This window comes from Pseudomonas sp. NFACC42-2 (genome assembly GCF_900116055.1).
GTDB lineage: Bacteria > Pseudomonadota > Gammaproteobacteria > Pseudomonadales > Pseudomonadaceae > Aquipseudomonas > Aquipseudomonas marginalis.
On the sequence record NZ_FOZO01000002.1, the window covers coordinates 596,488 to 615,111 of the forward strand.

At 61.9% G+C, this 18,624-nt stretch carries 12 protein-coding genes and 1 pseudogene; 6 read left to right on the plus strand and 7 right to left on the minus strand.

Features of this window, described 5'->3' with window-relative positions; all coding sequences use genetic code 11:
- The first annotated feature begins 93 nt into the window (after positions 1-93).
- Entirely contained in the window at positions 94-1,437 is a 1,344-nt protein-coding gene (locus BM416_RS06600) for a putative porin (protein WP_092486677.1), read from the plus strand.
- Positions 1,438-1,545: 108 nt separating this feature from the next.
- Here BM416_RS06600 and BM416_RS06605 read toward each other — a convergent pair whose 3' ends face one another.
- The 5 genes from BM416_RS06605 to aceK form a co-directional block, all read right to left on the minus strand.
- The gene (locus BM416_RS06605) at positions 1,546-1,791 is read right to left on the minus strand and encodes an anti-sigma factor family protein (protein WP_027603752.1); all 246 of its coding nucleotides are present in this window, start codon (positions 1,789-1,791) and stop codon (positions 1,546-1,548) included.
- Entirely contained in the window at positions 1,785-2,399 is a 615-nt protein-coding gene (locus BM416_RS06610) for an RNA polymerase sigma factor (RefSeq protein WP_065940633.1), read from the minus strand. Before BM416_RS06610 ends, BM416_RS06605 begins: the two co-directional genes overlap by 7 nt.
- Positions 2,400-2,416: 17 nt before the next feature.
- Positions 2,417-3,538: a beta-ketoacyl-ACP synthase III gene (locus BM416_RS06615; protein ID WP_092486679.1), complete on the minus strand. Its 1,122-nt coding sequence runs from the start codon at positions 3,536-3,538 to the stop codon at positions 2,417-2,419.
- A 362-nt stretch (positions 3,539-3,900) separates the two neighbouring features.
- Positions 3,901-7,812 (minus strand): ATP-dependent RNA helicase HrpA, encoded by a 3,912-nt coding sequence (gene hrpA, locus BM416_RS06620; protein WP_092486682.1) that lies wholly within the window; start codon positions 7,810-7,812, stop codon positions 3,901-3,903.
- 70 nt (positions 7,813-7,882) lie between these two features.
- A complete protein-coding gene (gene aceK / locus BM416_RS06625) occupies positions 7,883-9,604 on the minus strand; it encodes a bifunctional isocitrate dehydrogenase kinase/phosphatase (protein ID WP_092486684.1) in 1,722 nt (573 codons plus the stop codon).
- Positions 9,605-10,009: 405 nt separating this feature from the next.
- Here aceK and BM416_RS06630 point away from each other — a divergent pair, with 405 nt between their 5' ends.
- Together BM416_RS06630 and BM416_RS06635 are read left to right on the plus strand one after the other, a co-directional pair.
- Positions 10,010-11,620: a methyl-accepting chemotaxis protein gene (locus BM416_RS06630; RefSeq protein WP_371856045.1), complete on the plus strand. Its 1,611-nt coding sequence runs from the start codon at positions 10,010-10,012 to the stop codon at positions 11,618-11,620.
- A 52-nt stretch (positions 11,621-11,672) separates the two neighbouring features.
- Positions 11,673-12,556: pseudogene (locus tag BM416_RS06635) on the plus strand (DMT family transporter).
- 30 nt (positions 12,557-12,586) lie between these two features.
- Here BM416_RS06635 and BM416_RS06640 read toward each other — a convergent pair.
- Positions 12,587-13,447 carry a DMT family transporter gene (locus BM416_RS06640; protein WP_092486690.1) on the minus strand — a complete coding sequence of 287 codons (861 nt, stop codon included), beginning with the start codon at positions 13,445-13,447 and terminating at the stop codon, positions 12,587-12,589.
- 426 nt (positions 13,448-13,873) lie between these two features.
- On the opposite strand from BM416_RS06640, the gene BM416_RS06645 reads away from it, so the two are divergent.
- The gene (locus BM416_RS06645) at positions 13,874-14,665 is read left to right on the plus strand and encodes a CPBP family intramembrane glutamic endopeptidase (RefSeq protein WP_092486693.1); all 792 of its coding nucleotides are present in this window, start codon (positions 13,874-13,876) and stop codon (positions 14,663-14,665) included.
- A gap of 103 nt (positions 14,666-14,768) precedes the next feature.
- Positions 14,769-16,334 carry a methyl-accepting chemotaxis protein gene (locus BM416_RS06650; protein ID WP_092486696.1) on the plus strand — a complete coding sequence of 522 codons (1,566 nt, stop codon included), beginning with the start codon at positions 14,769-14,771 and terminating at the stop codon, positions 16,332-16,334.
- A 93-nt stretch (positions 16,335-16,427) separates the two neighbouring features.
- Here BM416_RS06650 and BM416_RS06655 read toward each other — a convergent pair whose 3' ends face one another.
- On the minus strand, positions 16,428-17,120 hold the full coding sequence (locus BM416_RS06655) for an alpha/beta family hydrolase (RefSeq protein WP_092486699.1): 693 nt from the start codon (positions 17,118-17,120) through the stop codon (positions 16,428-16,430).
- A 79-nt stretch (positions 17,121-17,199) separates the two neighbouring features.
- Between BM416_RS06655 and ccoN the strand changes: the two genes are divergently transcribed.
- The gene (gene ccoN, locus BM416_RS06660; RefSeq protein WP_092486702.1) at positions 17,200-18,624 is read left to right on the plus strand and encodes a cytochrome-c oxidase, cbb3-type subunit I; all 1,425 of its coding nucleotides are present in this window, start codon (positions 17,200-17,202) and stop codon (positions 18,622-18,624) included.

Below are 18,624 nucleotides of genomic sequence, written 5' to 3' on the forward strand. Positions count from 1 at the left end.
CGCCTGGTTCTATCAGGTGGTTACTTTTCCGTCCGTCATCGGTCGGTTGTGTCCTGGATGGTTTGCCATCCCTCCTCACTTTCGGAGATTGATATGCGTCTTGCTTCCACTAAAACTGCAGCGGCCCTGTGCGGGGGCCTGTTACTGGCCCTGAGCGTTCCGGCCAGCGCTGCAGTCGACGCTAAATTGCTCGACATGCTCAAGGCCAACGGCCAGATCACCGCTTCGCAGTACACCGAACTGCAAAACGAGTTGGCCAAAGACCAGAAAGAACAGCAGATCGCACGGCAAGCTCAACAAGAGACCAACGAACAGATCGCGGCCACCGCGAAGAAAACCAACGAGCTGAGCAGCTTCGACCAGAAACTGGCCTGGGCCGCCAAGACCCAGTTCAAGGGTGATGTGCGCATGCGCCACGAGACCATCAAGGTCGAAGGCGAAAATGGTGTCACCCGCGCCGGCGTCACCGGTCGTGACAAGGACCGCGAACGGATCCGCGCGCGCCTCGGCGCCTACACCGAAATCAACCCACAGGTGGACACCGGTATTCGTATCGCCACCGGCGGCGGCAGCGATGCGCGCTCCACCAACCAGGACCTGGACGGCTACTTCGATAAAAAATCGATCTGGCTGGACCTCGGCTATATCGACTACCACCCCGACCAGATCAAAAACCTGCACATCATTGGCGGCAAAATGCTGCAGCCCTGGGTCAACATGGGCGATGTGATCTGGGATAGCGACATCAACCCGGAAGGCCTGGCACTCACCTATAAGTACCCACTGGGCGGCAGCGCCGAACTGTTCGGCAGCCTGGGTAACTACAACCTCAAGGACAACGTGGACGGTGACGGCGTGCAGTACCGCCATGACCTGCGCCTGACCACCGGCCAGTTGGGGACCCGCTTCTCGGTGACCGACAACCTGAAAATGACCCTGGGCGGCAGCGTCTACGCCTACCAGAACGATGAAGACAGCCGCGCCTCAGGCACCAGTACCCCGAACGTGCTGGCAACCAACGGCAACACCCCCAACGGCGAGTTCCGCCTGTATGAAGGCTTCGGTCAAGTCGATATCGGCGGCCTGGCGGTCCCCCTGTCGTTCTACGGTCAGTACGTGAAAAACAACGACGCTGTCGACGATGCGGACACGGCCTGGTTGCTGGGTGCCAAGTCCAAGGTGTTCGGTTTCAACCTGGACTACAACTATCGCGACGTGCAGAAAAACGCCGTGGTGGGTGCCTTCACCGATTCGGACTTCGGCGGCGGCTTCACCGGTTCCCGTGGTCACAAGTTCAAAGTCGGCTATGACATCGACAAGAACTTCGCCGTCGGCGCGACCTACTTCCTGACCAAGACCGACACCTACAGCCGCACGCTGGTGGACGGTAGCGCCAAAGCCAACACCTTCCAGCTGGATGCAGAAGCCAAGTTCTAAATGTAAAAGTTGAAAGCCTTGGGCCAGGACGGCCCAAGGTGGCTGTACCAGACTTGCGTGGATGGATCGGTCCCCATCATCCGTCCGCTCCTCCCCACGTGAGCCTGTTTATTCCCCGCCTTTCTGATCCTTGAGCCGCTCGGCAGCCAGCCGCTGCGCCAAGGCATCCACATCCTTCACCGGTTCCTGCGGCAGCATCCGCAACGTCGCCTGCAGCAGGCGCATCTGGCGGATAAACCGTCGGCAGTTGGGGCAGAACATCAAGTGATGACGCACCAGCAGACGTTCGCGAAAGGTCAATTGCCCATCGAGATAGTCACTGGAACGTGCCACTTGTTCTTTACAGGTCAACATTCGCCCGTTTCCTCAAAATGCTCCACCGTGGCGAAGACTTTAAGCCGTGCTCGATGCAACAGCACGCGGACATTGGAGAGTGAGAGCGTCAGAAGATTACAGATCTCCTCCAGCTCCAGGCCCTGGCGTTCACGCAGCACCAGCACGCTGCTTTGCAGTTCGGACAAACTCAGCAACGTGTGCTCCAGGCATTTGCGCAGTTCATCCTCGGTCAGCAAGGCTTCCGGGGTGTCCTGGTGCCATGCATACGGGGCGACGGCCCAGTGACCATCATCGGCAGTAAAGCGGTCATCGCCGATGGTGCCATGGGGCGAAGGCAAGTCGTCGAGCAACACTTCCCGGCGATTCTGCTTATAGCGCCCCTTGGCGGCGTTGGCGGTGATGGTCAGCAGCCAGGTCTTAAGGCTGGAGCGCCCTTCGAATTTGGCCAGGTTGCGCACCACCGACAGCCAGGCGTCCTGCACCACTTCGTCGGCATGCCGCTGGCCGGCGATGGCATACGCCACCGCCCGCATCGCGCTTTGGTACGTGGTGACCAATTCCTTGTAGGCCCGTTGCTCGCCCTTGAGCAGTCGTTCAAGCAGGTGCGCGTCGTCCGCTGCTGCCATTCAAGACCTCGATTGTCTTAACGCTTGCGCAGGATCACGCTACCGATCGAATAGCCTGCGCCAAACGAACTGAGTACCGCGACGGCGCCCTTGGGCAGATCGTCCTGGTAGGTGTGGAATGCAATCACCGAACCCGCCGAGCTGGTGTTGGCGTAAGTATCGAGGATCACCGGTGCTTCTTCCACCGTGGCTTCGCGGCCCAGCAGTTTCTTCACGATCAGGTGGTTCATGCTCAGGTTGGCCTGGTGCAGCCAGAAGCGCTTCACATCGGCCACGTTCAACTGGTTCTCGGCCAGGTGCACGCCGATCAGTTCGGCGACCATCGGGCACACGTCGCGGAAGACTTTGCGGCCTTCCTGCACGAACAGTTTGTCGGGCGCACCGATGCCCTCTTCCGCCGCGCGGTTGAGGAAACCGAAGTTGTTGCGGATGTTATTGGAGAACTTGGTCAGCAGCTTGGTGCTCACCACGTCGAACTGATGCTCGGAGGTCGCCAGGTCGGCGCGCTCGAGGACGACGGCCGTGGCGGCGTCGCCGAAGATAAAGTGACTGTCGCGGTCGCGGAAGTTCAAGTGGCCGGTGCAGACTTCCGGGTTGACCATCAGGATCGCCCGGGCCTGGCCCAGCTGGATGCTGTTGGCGGCGTTCTGGATACCGAAGGTCGCCGAGGAACACGCCACGTTCATGTCGAAACCGAAACCTGCGATGCCCAGGGCTTCCTGGACTTCGATGGCGATGGCCGGGTAGGCACGTTGCAGGTTGGAACAGGCGACGATAACACCGTCGATGTCGGCGGCAGTCTTGCCGGCGCGCTGCAGGGCCTGTTCGGCGGCACCGATGGCCATCTGGCAAAGCACCGACCACTCGTCATTGCTGCGCTCGGGCAGGCGCGGCGCCATACGCTGCGGGTCAAGGATGCCCTCCTTGTCCATCACAAAGCGGCTCTTGATGCCCGAGGCTTTTTCGATGAACGCAGCGCTCGACTCCGTCAGCGCCTGGACTTCACCGCGCTCGATGGCAGCGGCGTTGTCCGAGTTGAACTGGTGCACGTAAGCATTGAAAGACTGCACCAGTTCTTCGTTGCTGATGCTGTTGGCAGGGGTGTAAAGGCCAGTGCCGCTGATGACGACGTTATGCACGATCGTTCCTCTAAATCTGTCAGGCAGATGATATTGGTACCGACGTACCAAACCGTAAGTAGTTCTATTCCGCCCAGCGGACATCAAACTGGCATCGCTTTATTCCATCGCGCCGTGGCTACACACCAGCCCATCACGACGATCCCGGCATTTATAACCGCGAAGTTTGCCACAAACCCTGGGGTTTGGCGCCATATGCCGGATAAACACCCCGATCAAAACGCCATCAAGTTTCAATGTGGGAGGGGGCTTGCCCCCGATAGCGGTGTACCAGACACAGGTTCTGTCACTGACACATCGCTATCGGGGGCAAGCCCCCTCCCACATTTGGACCTGTCTGGTCTGGATAACCGAGAAAGGGATCAGGCCTCGACCAGGCTCCACTGCTTGCTCAAGCGCTTGTCGGAAATCGGCACCTTGGTCCCCAACTGCTGGGCAAACAACGACACCCGGTATTCCTCCAACCACCAGCGATACAGCTCCAGTTGCGGGTCGCGCTTGCCTTCCTGGGCGTGCTTGTTCAAGCGGGTCTGGTACTGCGCCCACAGGCCGCCCAGTTCGCTGCTCCACACCCGATCCTTTTGCACCTGGCTAGGCAGTTTCTCCAGGCGCAATTCGATGGCCTTGAGAAAACGCGGCAATTCCTTGAACCACTGCGCCGGGGTTTCGCGCACAAAGCCGGGATACACCAGGTTGCTCAATTGCTGCTTGATGTCGTTCAGGGCCACGGCCTGGGCCAGGTCGATCTTGCCCTTGAAGCGCTTTTGCAGGCCATGCCAGAGCTTCAGCACTTCCAGGGTCAGGCGCGCCAGGCGTTCGGCGTGTTCGGTCCAGCTGCCACGCTTGCGTTCAGCCAGCGCCGCCAAACCGGCACCGTCACGGGGCAGGCTGGCTTCGCCTTCCAGCACGCAGGTGTCGAGGCTGGCCAGCAGGATGTCTTCCACCAGGGCGTCGATACGCCCCAGTTCGCGGTACATCAGGCCCAGTTCGGTCAGGCCGGGCAATTTGCCGCGCAGGAATTTGGCCGGTTCCGCCAATTGCTGCATCAGCAGGCGCTGCAACGCCCGGCGGTGCTGGAACTCAGCCTCGGCGGCGGTGGAGAAACGCCCCTCTTTCACGGTGCCGTTTTCTTCCACCAGCGCCGGGTAGACCGTCATCGACAGCCCGGCGATCTTCTGCTGGGTTTTCTCAGCCACCGCCGCGAACACCTTGGCCTCCACCGGCTGCTGGCTTTTCGCGGTCTGCGGCACGGCCAGCGCGGCCTGGCTGGCTTCGGCAAAGCGTGCGGTCAGCTCGGCCAGGTCGCGGCCTTCGCCAAGGAACTGGCCTTGGCCGTCGACCACTTCCAGGTTCATCTTCAGATGGTTCTCCACCTGCTGCGCCGCTTCGGCCCAGGCCTCATCGCTGACCCGCGCCCCGGTCATGCGCAGCAATTCGCGCCCCAATGCCTGGGGCAGCGAACCCTGGCCAAACTCGATGCGCTGCAGCGCGGCCTTGACGAAATCCGGCACCGGCACGAAGTTCTTGCGCAGGGCCTTGGGCAGGTTGCGCACCAGGGCGATGCACTTGGCTTCGATCAGCCCCGGCACCAGCCATTCCAGGCGCTCCGGCGGCAAGGCCGGCAGCAGCGGTGCCGGTACGCGCAGGGTCACGCCGTCGCGGGGGTGGTTGGGTTCGAAGTGGTAACTCAGGGCCAGTTCCAGGTCGCCCAGGTGCAGGGTGTCCGGGTAATGGGCGGCAGTGACTTCACTGGCCTCGCGGGCCAACACGTCTTCCTCGCGCATGATCAGCAACTGCGGATCTTTCTGGCTGCTGACCTTGTACCAGCTGTCAAAGGTGGCGGTCTGGTGGATCTCCGCCGGCAGCCGTGCATCGTAGAAGGCGTACAAGGTCTCTTCGTCGGCCAGGATATCGCGGCGGCGTGCCTTGGCTTCCAGTTCGTCGAGCTGCTCCAGCAATTGCTGGTTGGCCGTGAGGCACTTGGCGCGGGACTGGATCTCGCCACGCACCAAGCCTTCGCGAATAAACAACTCCCGCGACACCACCGGGTCAATCGGCCCGTAATGCACCGGCCGACGCCCGACCACGATCAGCCCGAACAGGGTGATCTGCTCAAACGCCACCACCTGGCCGCGCTTCTTCTCCCAGTGGGGCTCGAAGTGGTTTTTCTTGATCAGGTGCCCGGCCAGCGGTTCGATCCAGTCGGCATCGATCTTCGCCACCATGCGCGCATACAGCTTGGTGGTTTCCACCAGTTCGGCGGTCATCAGCCATTGCGGGCGTTTCTTGCCGATACCCGAGGACGGGTGAATCCAGAAGCGTCGCTGACGGGCGCCGAGGTAATCGCCGTCTTCGGTCTTCTGGCCGATCTGGCTGAGCAGGCCGGACAGCACCGCCTTGTGCAGCTTGGGGAAGTCCGCCGGTTCTTTGTTGACGGTCAACTGCATGTCGCGGCAGATCAGGCTCAACTGGCGATGGGAGTCGCGCCACTCGCGCAGGCGCAGGTAGTTGAGGAAGTTCTTGCGGCACCAGTTGCGCAGCGGGCTGGCGGTGAGTGCCTGGCGCTGCTCTTCAAAGCCACGCCACAAATTGACCAGCCCGGCGAAGTCCGAATCCGGGTCCTTCCATTGTGCATGGGCCTGGTCGGCGGCCTGCTGGCGCTCCGGTGGGCGCTCGCGCGGGTCCTGGATCGACATGGCACTGGCCACGATCAACACTTCCTGCAAGCTGCCGAGCTTGGCGGCTTCGAGCAGCATGCGGCCCATGCGCGGGTCCACCGGCAGGCGCGCCAGCTGGCGGCCCAGGGGGGTCAGCTGGCTGTTGCGGTCGACCGCCGAGAGTTCCTGCAACAGGTTGAAACCGTCACTGATGGCCTTGCCATCCGGCGGCTCGATAAACGGGAAGTCGGTGATTTCGCCCAGGCGCAGGTGCAGCATCTGCAGGATCACCGCCGCGAGGTTGGTGCGCAGGATTTCCGGGTCGGTAAATTCCGGACGACCGATAAAATCCTCTTCGCTGTACAAGCGAATGCAGATCCCCGGCTCCACCCGGCCGCAACGGCCTTTACGCTGGTTGGCACTGGCCTGGGAAATCGCCTCGATCGGCAGGCGTTGCACCTTGGCGCGGTAGCTGTAGCGGCTGATGCGTGCGGTGCCGCTGTCGATCACATAACGAATGCCCGGCACCGTCAGCGAGGTTTCCGCGACGTTGGTCGCCAGCACCACTCGGCGCCCTGGGTGGGACTGGAAAATGCGCTGCTGTTCGGCCGGCGACAGGCGTGCGTACAACGGCAGGATCTCGGTGTGCTTGAGCTGGGCCTTGCGCAGCATCTCCGCTGCATCGCGAATCTCGCGCTCGCCGGGCAAAAATACCAGCACGTCGCCAGGGCTGCGGCGTTCGCTGCGCTCATAGGCGGCGATTTCGTCGAGGGTGGCGAGGATCGCCTGGTCGACGGTCAGGTCGTCTTCGACACGGTTGCCCTCCTCGTCCTGTTCCAGGGTCAGCGGGCGGTACCAGGTGTCCACCGGGAAGGTGCGGCCCGAGACCTCGACAATCGGTGCGTCGTCGAAGTGCTTGGAAAAACGCTCCAGGTCGATGGTCGCCGAAGTGATGATGACTTTCAGGTCCGGACGACGCGGCAGCAGGGTCTTGAGGTAACCGAGCAGGAAGTCGATGTTCAGGCTGCGTTCGTGGGCTTCGTCGACGATGATCGTGTCGTAGCGTTCCAGGTAACGGTCGTTCTGGGTTTCCGCCAGCAGGATGCCGTCGGTCATCAGCTTGATCAGGGTGTTGGCATCGCTCTGGTCTTCGAAGCGCACCTGATAGCCGACCAACGCGCCCAGCGGCGTGGCCAACTCTTCGGCGACGCGGCTGGCAACGCTGCGCGCAGCGATCCGGCGTGGCTGGGTATGGCCGATCAGGCCATATTGGCCGCGCCCGATCTCCAGGCAGATCTTCGGCAACTGGGTGGTCTTGCCCGAGCCGGTTTCGCCGGCAATGATCAGCACCTGATGCTTTTGCAGCGCGTCCTTGATCTCATCGCGCTTGGCGGCGATCGGCAGGCTGTCGTCGTAACGAATCACCGGCAGGCTGGCGCGCCGTGCCGTGACTTGGGCGCAGGACGCCTGCATGCGCGTGACCCACTGCGCCAGCTTCTCCTCGTCGGGCTTCTTGCGCAGCTCGAGCAACTGGCGCCGCAAGCGGTGGCGGTCGGCGAGCATGGCGTGGTCGAGGTTTTTCAGCAGTTGGTCGATAGCGGGCGCTTGGTCAGTCATCGGGTACGCAAAGGTCGTCTATTTATGCAGGGTGCGGATTGTCGCAGAAAACCTTGGATCCGCGCGCCCCTCATTCATTGTTGCGGTCCTTGCGTCGGTACGGGAATACGTCGATGACCTTCCCTGCGCGAATCGCCTCCTGCAGGCCTTTCCAATAATCCGCGTTATACAACTCGCCATGCAGTTCATCGAACAGCTTGCGCTGGCCGGCGTCGGCGAACAGGAACGGCGGGAACTCTTCCGGGAACACGTCCAGCGGGCCGATGGAGTACCAGGGCTCCGAGGCCATTTCATCCTCGGGCGTGCGCGGCGCGGGGATGTGGCGGAAGTTGGCTTCGGTGAGAAAGCAGATTTCGTCGTAGTCGTAGAACACCACGCGGCCATGACGGGTGACGCCGAAGTTCTTCAGCAGCATGTCGCCGGGGAAGATGTTCGCTGCCGCCAGTTGCTTGATCGCCAGGCCGTAGTCTTCCAGGGCTTCGCGCACCTGGGCGGGGTTGGCGTTTTCCAGGTAGAGGTTGAGCGGGGTCATGCGCCGTTCGGTCCAGCAGTGGCGGATCAGCACGGTGTCGCCTTCCACTTCGACGGTACCGGCGGCGACGTCCAGCAGCTCCGCCAGGCACTCGGGCTCGAACTTGCCCAGGGGAAAGCGGAAGTCGGCGAACTCCTGGGTATCGGCCATGCGCCCGACGCGGTCGACGCTTTTGACCAGGCGGTACTTCTCGATCACCGTGGCGCGGTTGACGTTTTTCGACGGTGAAAAACGGTCCTTGATGATTTTGAACACGGTGTTGAAGCCCGGCAGGGTGAACACGCTCATGACCATGCCACGCACGCCGGGGGCCATGATGAATCGATCGTCGGTGGTCGCCAGGTGGTTGATCAGCGCGCGGTAGAACTCCGACTTGCCGTGTTTGTAGAAACCAATCGAGGTGTACAGCTCGGCAATGTGCTTGCCCGGCAGGATGCGTTTGAGAAAGCCGATGAATTCCGCCGGCACTGGCACGTCGACCATGAAGTAGGAACGGGTGAACGAAAAGATGATCGACACCTCGGCCTCGTCGGTGATCAGCGCATCGATCTGGATGCCCTGGCCTTCGCGGTGCAGCAGCGGAATCACCAGGGGCCATTGTTCGTCGCGGGTGTAGATGCGCCCGACGAGGTAGGCGCCTTTGTTGCGGTAGAGCACCGAGGAAAACAGCTCGACCTTGAGGGCCGGGTCCTTGCACACCCAGTCCGGCAGGTTTTCCCGCAGTTGGGTTTCGAGGCGACCCAGGTCGGCTGCCAGGTCGGCGTAGGGCTCGCTGAAACGATAGTCGGCAAAAATCTGCGCGAGCATCTCGGGAATCTGGCCGGCGGGCGCGTAGGTATGGGTTTGTGCCGCCCGTGCCCGGCGCAGGCTCGGCCGCGTGGTGTGGATGAACATGCAGCCGTCGCTGATCAGGTCATGGCTGAACAGGCCGCAGAAGATCGAGTTGTACCAGGTCTCGGACAGCTCATCGTCAAAGCGCAGGTCGATCAGGCCGATATAGGCGCTTTTCACCAGCGGCCACAGGTCAATGTCGAGCAATGCGCTGCCCTCGAAGTTCGCACGAAGGCGCGCGCTGACTTCACCGACCTTGTCTTCGTACAGGTTGATCCGCGCCGCTGACGCCGCCTGCCCCTGTTGCCACTGGGCCTTTTCGAAACGCTCGCGGGCGCCATCGGTGATCTGGCGAAAGTGTTCGCGGTAATCGTCGAAGCCTTCGAGGATGGTGCGGGCGATAGCGAGGGCAGGCGTGGATGGCGACATGCGGGAAACCTCGAGCGGGCATCGGGAAGCCCTGAGCTTAGCCAGTGTACGCAGGCAGGAGAAGGGTGATTTTTTGCACTGACTTATACAAGTCCGTTCATTTCGTACATTTATTTTCAATTTTTTTAATTCGACCATCCGGTCAATAAACGCACCTCATAGTCGATCCGCGTTTGATCCACACGCCTTGAGCGCCGTGGCCTGGCAGGTAGAAGCCGAAAAACCGCCAACCAGAACGGCCGCGGGTCCTCCATAGGGCTTTGGATCCAACTAAGGGAAACCCCGATTACTACCTTGATGGCACTTTGATATATAGCGCGCCCTCTCCCACCCTAACAAGGTCCGAAGACCGATCCGGGAGCAGGTTCTAATCGCCCAAGGAGCATTGAGATGTCATTGAGGAACATGAGGATCGGTCTGCGTGCCAGTCTGAGTTTTGGGGTTTTGGCCAGCTTGCTGGTGATTGTGGGAATGTTTGGCCTGGGCCAGATGGCCAAGCTGCGGGAAAGCGCACTGGTCATTGAACAAACCTGGATGCCGAGCATCGAGAACATCCACGACAGCGCAGCCTTGGTGGCCACCATCCGCCTGGAATCCCTGCGCCTGGTGAGCACCGACGAATCTCGCGTGCGTGACACCAGCAGAGGCCTGATCAGCCGCACCAGCAGCGAGCTGCAAGCCCTGCTCGAGCGTCATGAAACCTTGCTGAGCAATGACGAAGAGCGCGAACTGCTGAAAACCCTCAAGGCCAATGTCGCGACGTACCTGGCCATCGTCGGGCAGATGATCGCGCTGGTGGACAAGGATCAACAGCAAGACGCCCTCGACCTGCTCGTCAGCCGTCTCGCCCCCCAGGGCACGATCCTGAGCCAGAGCCTGGAAAACCTGATCGTCTTTAACCAGAACGGCGTCGAAGCGGCGGCTGATTCGGCCGCACAGATGTATTCGAGCGCACAGTGGATTGTCGGCCTGATTATCGCAGTCGCCCTGATCGCCACCTTGCTGCTGGCCTGGCTGCTGACCCGCAGCATCACCGCGCCGATCGGCCAGGCCCTGAACGTGGCGCGCACCATCGCCGCCGGCGACTTGAGCCAGCCGATCGTGGTGCGCGGCGATGACGAACCCGCGCAACTGCTGAGCGCCCTGGCGACCATGCAAGCGCAGCTGCAGACCACCATCCGTGGCATCAGCGAATCGGCGCAGCAACTGGCTTCCGCCGCGGAAGAAATGAGCGCGGTGATGGAACAAAGCACGCGCGGCCTGCAGGCGCAGAACGATGAAATCGAGCAGGCTGCCACCGCCGTGACCGAGATGAGCACGGCAGTGGACGAGGTCGCGGGTAATGCGGTGTCCAGCGCCGAGGCGTCCCAGGCTTCCGATGAGGACAGCAAGCACGGCCACTACCAGATCAGCGAAACCATCAGCTCGATCCAAAACCTGGTGGACGAAGTGCTCGGCGCCTCGAACAAGGCCGAAGGCCTGGCGCTGCAAGCCCAGGACATCAGCAAGGTGCTGGAAGTGATCCGTGGCATCGCCGGGCAAACCAACCTGCTGGCGCTCAACGCCGCGATTGAAGCGGCGCGTGCCGGTGAAGCCGGGCGTGGGTTTGCGGTCGTCGCCGACGAGGTGCGTTCGCTGGCACAGCGCACCCAGGACTCCACCGAAGAAATCGAGCAGATGATCACCGGTATCCAGCAAGGCACCCAGGCCACCGTCGAGGCGCTGAACAGCAGCGCCGAGCACGCCGGCCAGACCTTGCAACGGGCCAACAGCGCCGGCAGCGCCCTGGAAAAAATCACCGCCGCCATCTCGCAAATCAGCCAGCGCAACCTGGTGATCGCCAGCGCCGCCGAGCAGCAGGCGCTGGTAGCACGCGATGTGGACCGCAGCCTGGTGAATATCCGCGACCTGTCCACCCAGACCGCCGCCGGCGCCACCCAGACCTCGGCTGCCAGCCAGGAACTGTCGCGGCTGGCGGTGGACCTGAATGGGCTGGTGACACGGTTTGTCCTGTAATCAGTGAAGGCGGCGTGCAACACTCGCGGCCTTATTGATGTAGGAGTGTTCCGTGAGGCCCGTTGACACCCTTTACCTGCTGGGACTTGCCGCCATCTGGGGCGCGAGCTTTCTGTTCATGCGCATCATCGCGCCGGAAATCGGCACGGTGCCGACCGCATTTTTCCGCGTATCGATTGCCGCCGCCGGGCTATTGGTGATCCTCGCGATGGCGCGGGTGCGCTGGGATTTCCAGGGCAAGTTCAAGACGGTCCTGTTGCTGGGGGTGATCAACTCGGGGATCCGGCGACCATGTATTCGGTGGCCGCCCAGGTGCTGCCGGCGGGTTACTCGGCGATCTTCAATGCCACCACGCCGTTGATGGGGGTGTTGATTGGCGGGCTGTTTTTCAGCGAGCGCCTCACCCCGTCGAAAATCGCCGGGGTGTGCCTGGGTCTGTTCGGTGTAGGCGTGCTGACCCGTGCGGGACCGGTGGCGTTTGACCTGGAATTATTGATGGGCGCACTGGCTTGCCTGTTGGCCACCACCTGTTATGGCTTTGCCGGGTTCCTCGCCAGGCGCTGGCTGGACCAGCGTGGCGGCCTGGACAGTCGTCTCGCGGCCCTGGGCAGCATGCTGGGCGCGACCCTGTTTCTGCTGCCGTTGTTTGCCTACAGCGCGATCAGCCATCCGCCGGCGAGTTGGGGTGGGTGGCAGGTGTGGCTGTCGTTGCTGGGGTTGGGACTGGTGTGTACAGCGTTTGCCTATGTTTTGTACTTCCGCTTGCTCACTGCGATTGGCCCCGTGAGGTCGATGACCACCACCTTCCTGATCCCGCCGTTCGGCGTGTTGTGGGGGGCGTTGTTGCTCGACGAGCCGTTATCGATGGCGCATTTATATGGCGGCGTGTTGATTGCCGGGGCGTTGTGGCTGGTATTGCGCCCTAGAAAACCGTAGGCGCCGGCTGGCCGGCACCTACGGGGGGCATCAGTTTTTGCGGAACACGAAGACCAGCCCAATGATGATCAAGCCCATCCCCAACAGGCTCAGCATCGCGAGCCGATTGCCGAAGATCAGGTAATCCATCACCGCCGTCACCGCCGGCACCAGGTAGAACAGGCTGGTGACATTCACCAGGTTGCCCCGGGCGATCAGGCGGTACAGCAACAGCGTTGCCAGCAACGACACCACCAGGCCCATCCACAGCACCGGCAGGTAAAAGCCGGCGTTGTGTTCAACGTGGAACGGCTGGAACGGCACGAACACCGAACACAACAGCAGCCCCGCCAGGTACTGCACCGGCAGGGTGCCGAGGGGGTTGTCGGTGATGCGCTTTTGCATGATCGAGCCGAAGGTCATGCTTGCCAGGGCCAGCAGCCCGAACAGCATCCCGGCCAGGGACATGCCCGCCAGCCCGATGCCTTGGTAGACCACCATGATCAGCCCGGCCAAGCCCAGACTCAGGCCGAACATCCGGCGCCAGGAACGCTGGCGTTCCATCAGCACCACGGTGAGGATCGGCTGCACCCCCATGATGGTCGCCATGACGCCGGGGGTGACGCTGAGGTCCAGGGCCAGCAGATAGAAAATCTGATAGGCCCCCAGCAATACCAACCCGGTTGCCGCCGCGTACAACAGGGGCTTGCCGGGACGCGGCAATTTCAAACCCAGGATCGGCACCAGGACCACCAGCCCCGCCAGGGCGATGGCAAAACGGATCAGCAGGAAGGCGAAGGGCGAAGCATGGGCCAGGCCCAGCTTGGAGAAGATCGCCCCGCTGCTCCACAGCAGGACAAACAGGCTCGTCGAGGCCGCCGCGGCCACGGAGTGTTTCGAAAGAACGGACATGGTTACCACCTGTAATCAGGCAAAAAAAGCCGATTCAGCCGCTGAGGCTGAAATTCAGTAGTTTTTTTTCAGGCAGGCAGAGCGGGCACAGCAACGTGCCGATCAGCCCGAAATGCCAACACCCGGCGGTGATACGACTGCGTACACCGGCGTGCTACTGACAGGTGGGGGGTAGTGACTGATCTGCGCAGGCTGCCTGTTCGCGCACGGCACGCGCACAGCGTTGACCGCTGAATCGACTACCGCTATGCGCAGGGAAGCTGGCATGTGCTGATCTTTTTGAAGGGATAAGGACGCGAGGACTATAACCAGCCGATGACATGTTTTGCAATCACTTGCCCAAGCCCTTTTGCGGGGAGGCGTCTTCACGTTCCACCGCGCGGGGCGTCGCTATAATGCCGACCGGTTTTTTCCAAGGATTCCCCCATGCTCCCATTACCCTGGCTGTACCTGGCGCTTCTTTCCATCGGCTATGTGCTGGCCTTGGCCTACGGGCAACTGGGCGTACTGGCGCTGGTGTCCGTCACCCTGCTGTTGATCGCCGGCTATGCCGTACGCCAGCAGCGCACGCCGTGGGCGCGTTACCTGGGTCACGGGCTGTTTATCGTGTTGGCGCTAGGCCTGGCGATGCACTGGCTGCCGGGGTTCCATAACGGTCGCGGCATTGACCCGCAGCGATTTACGCCTGATGCCGTGCCGTTCTCGATGTACCTGAACCAGGACAAGCCGCTGATTGGTTTCTGGTTGCTGCTGGCCTGCCCGTGGATTGTGGCGCGGCGTTCGTTGCGCCTGTCGATCTGCGTCACCGCGTTGGTACTGACCCTTACCGCCATCGTCGCGCTGGGTGGCGCAGCCTTGCTGGGCGTGATCGGTTGGGCGCCGAAATGGCCGGACCAGGCCTGGCTATGGGTGCTCAATAACCTGTTGCTGGTGACCCTGGTGGAAGAAGCCCTGTTCCGTGGCTACATTCAAGGCGGCTTGAGCCGGCACTTCAGACAGTTGCCCTACGGTGAAAACCTCGCGCTGCTGCTGACATCGCTGCTGTTCGGCCTGGTGCACGTGGGTGCAGGGTGGCAATGGGTGCTGCTGGCGGGCATCGCCGGGGTCGGTTATGGCCTGGCGTATCGGTTTGGCGGGCTGGGTGCGGCGATTGCCACGCACTTTGGCTTGAATCTGCTTCACTTCGGGTTGTTTACCTATCCAATGCTGGCGGGTTGACATCCCCTCGAGGAATGACCAACCCGCCGATTGTTGCAAAAATAAGTTAAATAAACCCCCGTTACCGCCGATACCCAATGAAAGCCTTGCGGATTGAACAATCATGCGTAATAACCAACCCGTTACCCAGCGCGAACGTACCTTCCCCGCTCAGCAACGGTTGATCTCCACCACAGATGCCAAAGGCGTGATCACCTACTGCAACGACGCATTCGTCGAAATCAGTGGGTTCTCTCGCGACGAACTGGTGCGTGCCCCGCACAACCTGGTCCGTCACCCGGACGTGCCAGCGGCCGTGTTCGGGCATATGTGGACCACGCTCAAACAAGGCTTGCCATGGATGGGCATCGTTAAGAACCGCTGCAAGACGGGCGATCACTACTGGGTCAACGCCTATGTGACGCCGGTCTTCGAAGGCAACCAGGTGGTCGGCTACGAATCGGTGCGCATCAAGCCCACCGCCGAGCAGATCCGCCGTGCCGAGGCGCTCTACCAGCGCATCAACCAGGGCAAGTCGGCCGTTCCCCAGCGGGACAAGTGGCTGCCGGTGTTGCAGGACTGGCTGCCGTTTATCCTGATCAGCCAGTTGAGCTTCATGATCGGTGCGTCGCTCAACTCCCACTGGGGCTTTGCCCTGGCGGCGGGTTTGTCGGTGCCATTGGGGCTGCTGGGCCTTAGCTGGCAACAGCGCGGCCTCAAGCGTCTGCTGCGCCTGGCCGAGCAGACCACCTCCGACCCGTTGATCGCGCAGATGTACACCGACAGCCGTGGTGCCCAGGCGCGTCTGGAGATGTCGATCCTCAGCCAGGAGGCACGCCTGAAGACCTGCCTGACGCGCCTGCAGGACACTGCCGAGCACCTCAACGACCAGGCGGCGCAGTCCAATACCCTGGCGCATAACAGCTCCAGCGGCCTGGAACGCCAGCGCGTGGAAACCGAGCAGGTGGCCACGGCGGTCAACCAGATGGCGGCGACCACCCAGGAAGTGGCCAGCCATGTGCAGCGCACGGCCGATGCGACCCAGGAAGCCAATCGCCTGACCGGTCGCGGTCGCTCTATTGCCGGGGAAACCCGCGAGGCGATTCAGCGTCTGTCGGTGGCCGTGGGCGAGACCGGCGTGACCGTCACCCAACTGGCCAAGGACAGCGACGAGATCGGCGGCGTAGTCGACGTGATCAAAGGCATTGCCGACCAGACCAACCTGCTGGCGCTCAACGCCGCCATTGAAGCGGCGCGGGCCGGTGAGATGGGCCGTGGGTTTGCGGTGGTCGCCGATGAAGTGCGCCAACTGGCGCAGCGCACGGCTGAGTCGACCGGGCAGATTCATGCCCTGATCGCCAAGCTGCAGCAAACCGCTGCCGCTGCCGTACAAACCATGGACACCGGGCATCGCCAGGCCGAAGAAGGCGTGGCGCGGGTAATGGAGGCGGACCAGGCATTGGTGGGCATCAGTGAAGCGGTGGCGCATATCACCGACATGACCACCCAGATCGCGGCCGCCACCGAAGAGCAAAGCTCGGTGGCCGAAGAGATCAGCCGCAATATCAGCACCATTGCGCTGTTGGCGGACCAGACCTCGGAGCAGGCGCTGAACTCGGCGCAGTTGAGTGAAGAGCTGACGCATACGGCGAATACCCAGTATTCGTTGGTCGAGCGTTTCAACCGGTAGACCGCTATCGGGAGCGAGCCCCCTCCCACAGTTAACTGCGTACATCCCTTGGAATGCGGTCGAATGTGTGTGGGGGCTTGCTCCCGATTGGCCCTAACAGACGCTGAGAAACTCAGCCACTTGCACGGCCGCAGCCTCCAAATGCTGCTCATGCGTAAACCCCGAAGCCTTCAACGGCTTCAAGTCATGATCCCCCGCCACCAGCCACATCACTTCGATGCTCGGCGACAAGTCATACCCTTCCACCGCCGCCCGATTGCCCAGTGCATCGCGCTCGCCCTGCACAATCAACGTCGGCGTCTTCAATCCGGCCAAATGCGCTACACGTGGTTTCTCCGGCTTGCCCACCGCATAAAACGGATAACCCAGGCACACCAGCCCATCGGCGGCCACTTCATCCGCCAACAGACTCGCCATCCGCCCGCCCATGGACTTGCCGCCAATGGCCAGTTTCCCAGCGACATGACGTCGCACCTCGGCATACACCCCGCGCCAGGCTTCCAGCAGTCTTGGCGCCGGGTTGGGCGGGCGTTTGCCGCCGTCCACCCGGCGCTGGGCCATGTAGGGAAACTCGAAGCGCAACACGTTGACGCCATGCCCGGCAAGGCGTGCAGCCATGTCGTTCATGAAGGATGAGTCCATCGGTGCGCCGGCACCATGGGCCAGGATCAACGTCACGCAATCACCCGAAGCAACGCCCGACGCGACATCCCAAAGCCAACCGTGTTCCCGCACACACTGCGCCCATTGATCCCCGTCAATACTGGCCTTGTGCTCTTTGCCCATGCTTGCCTCGCTATTCAGTCTGCCTATAACTCCAGCCCAAGTGCCGCATCTGCTTGGGTTGAACCGTGGATGGGGAACCATGAACACTACTTTAAGTACCGCCTATAACTACAAGGTGGTCCGCCAATTCGCCATTATGACGGTGGTGTGGGGCATCGTCGGCATGGGGCTCGGGGTTTTTCTCGCCGCCCAATTGGTTTGGCCCGCGCTCAACTTCGACTTGCCCTGGACCAGCTTCGGCCGCCTGCGCCCGCTGCACACCAACGCGGTGATCTTCGCGTTCGGTGGCTGTGCGCTGTTCGCCAGCTCCTTCTACTCGGTGCAGCGTACCTGCCAAACCCAGCTGTTCGCGCCGAAAATCGCCGCGTTCTGCTTCTGGGGCTGGCAACTTGTCATCCTCCTGGCCGCGATCAGCTTGCCCCTGGGCTACACCAGTTCCAAGGAATACGCCGAGCTGGAATGGCCGATCGACATCCTGATCACCATCGTCTGGGTGGCCTACGCCATCGTGTTCTTCGGCACGGTGATGAAGCGCAACACCAAGCATATCTACGTCGGTAACTGGTTCTTCGGCGCGTTCATCATCACCGTGGCGATCCTGCACATCGTCAACAACCTGGAAATCCCGGTCAGCCTGACCAAGTCCTACTCGCTGTACGGCGGTGCGACGGATGCCATGGTGCAGTGGTGGTATGGGCATAACGCGGTAGGCTTTTTCCTCACCGCCGGCTTCCTCGGGATGATGTACTACTTCGTGCCGAAACAGGCCGAGCGCCCGGTGTATTCCTATCGCCTGTCCATCGTGCACTTCTGGGCGCTGATCACCCTGTACATCTGGGCCGGTCCTCACCACCTGCACTACACCGCGCTGCCGGACTGGGCACAGTCCCTGGGCATGGTGATGTCGCTGGTACTGCTGGCGCCGAGCTGGGGCGGCATGATCAACGGCATGATGACCCTGTCGGGTGCCTGGCATAAGTTGCGCAGCGACCCGATCCTGCGTTTCCTGGTGGTGTCCCTGGCGTTCTACGGCATGTCGACCTTCGAAGGTCCGATGATGGCGATCAAGACCGTCAACGCCCTCTCCCACTACACCGACTGGACCATCGGCCACGTACACGCCGGCGCCCTCGGCTGGGTAGCGATGATCTCCATCGGCGCGCTGTACCACATGATCCCGAAAGTCTTCGGTCGCGAGCAGATGTACAGCCTCGGCCTGATCAACGCGCACTTCTGGCTGGCCACCATCGGCACCGTGCTCTACATCGCCTCGATGTGGGTCAACGGCATCGCCCAGGGCCTGATGTGGCGTGCGATCAACGAAGACGGCACCTTGACCTACTCCTTCGTCGAAACCCTGGTGGCCAGCCACCCAGGCTTCATCGTGCGGCTGGTGGGCGGTGCGGTGTTCCTCAGCGGCATGTTCCTGATGGCTTACAACACATGGCGCACCGTGCGCTCGGCACAACCTGTCGAAGCCGCCCCTGTCGCGCAGATGGCCTGA

What these genes read in the sequence shown, in the direction of transcription:
- BM416_RS06600 (WP_092486677.1), top strand. Translation starts at nt 94, where the DNA reads ATGCGTCTTGCTTCCACTAAAACTGCAGCGGCCCTGTGCGGGGGCCTG.
- BM416_RS06605 (WP_027603752.1), bottom strand. Translation starts at nt 1,791, where the DNA reads ATGTTGACCTGTAAAGAACAAGTGGCACGTTCCAGTGACTATCTCGAT.
- BM416_RS06610 (WP_065940633.1), bottom strand. Translation starts at nt 2,399, where the DNA reads ATGGCAGCAGCGGACGACGCGCACCTGCTTGAACGACTGCTCAAGGGC.
- hrpA (WP_092486682.1), bottom strand. Translation starts at nt 7,812, where the DNA reads ATGACTGACCAAGCGCCCGCTATCGACCAACTGCTGAAAAACCTCGAC.
- aceK (WP_092486684.1), bottom strand. Translation starts at nt 9,604, where the DNA reads ATGTCGCCATCCACGCCTGCCCTCGCTATCGCCCGCACCATCCTCGAA.
- BM416_RS06630 (WP_371856045.1), top strand. Translation starts at nt 10,010, where the DNA reads ATGAGGATCGGTCTGCGTGCCAGTCTGAGTTTTGGGGTTTTGGCCAGC.
- BM416_RS06640 (WP_092486690.1), bottom strand. Translation starts at nt 13,447, where the DNA reads ATGTCCGTTCTTTCGAAACACTCCGTGGCCGCGGCGGCCTCGACGAGC.
- BM416_RS06645 (WP_092486693.1), top strand. Translation starts at nt 13,874, where the DNA reads ATGCTCCCATTACCCTGGCTGTACCTGGCGCTTCTTTCCATCGGCTAT.
- BM416_RS06650 (WP_092486696.1), top strand. Translation starts at nt 14,769, where the DNA reads ATGCGTAATAACCAACCCGTTACCCAGCGCGAACGTACCTTCCCCGCT.
- BM416_RS06655 (WP_092486699.1), bottom strand. Translation starts at nt 17,120, where the DNA reads ATGGGCAAAGAGCACAAGGCCAGTATTGACGGGGATCAATGGGCGCAG.
- ccoN (WP_092486702.1), top strand. Translation starts at nt 17,200, where the DNA reads ATGAACACTACTTTAAGTACCGCCTATAACTACAAGGTGGTCCGCCAA.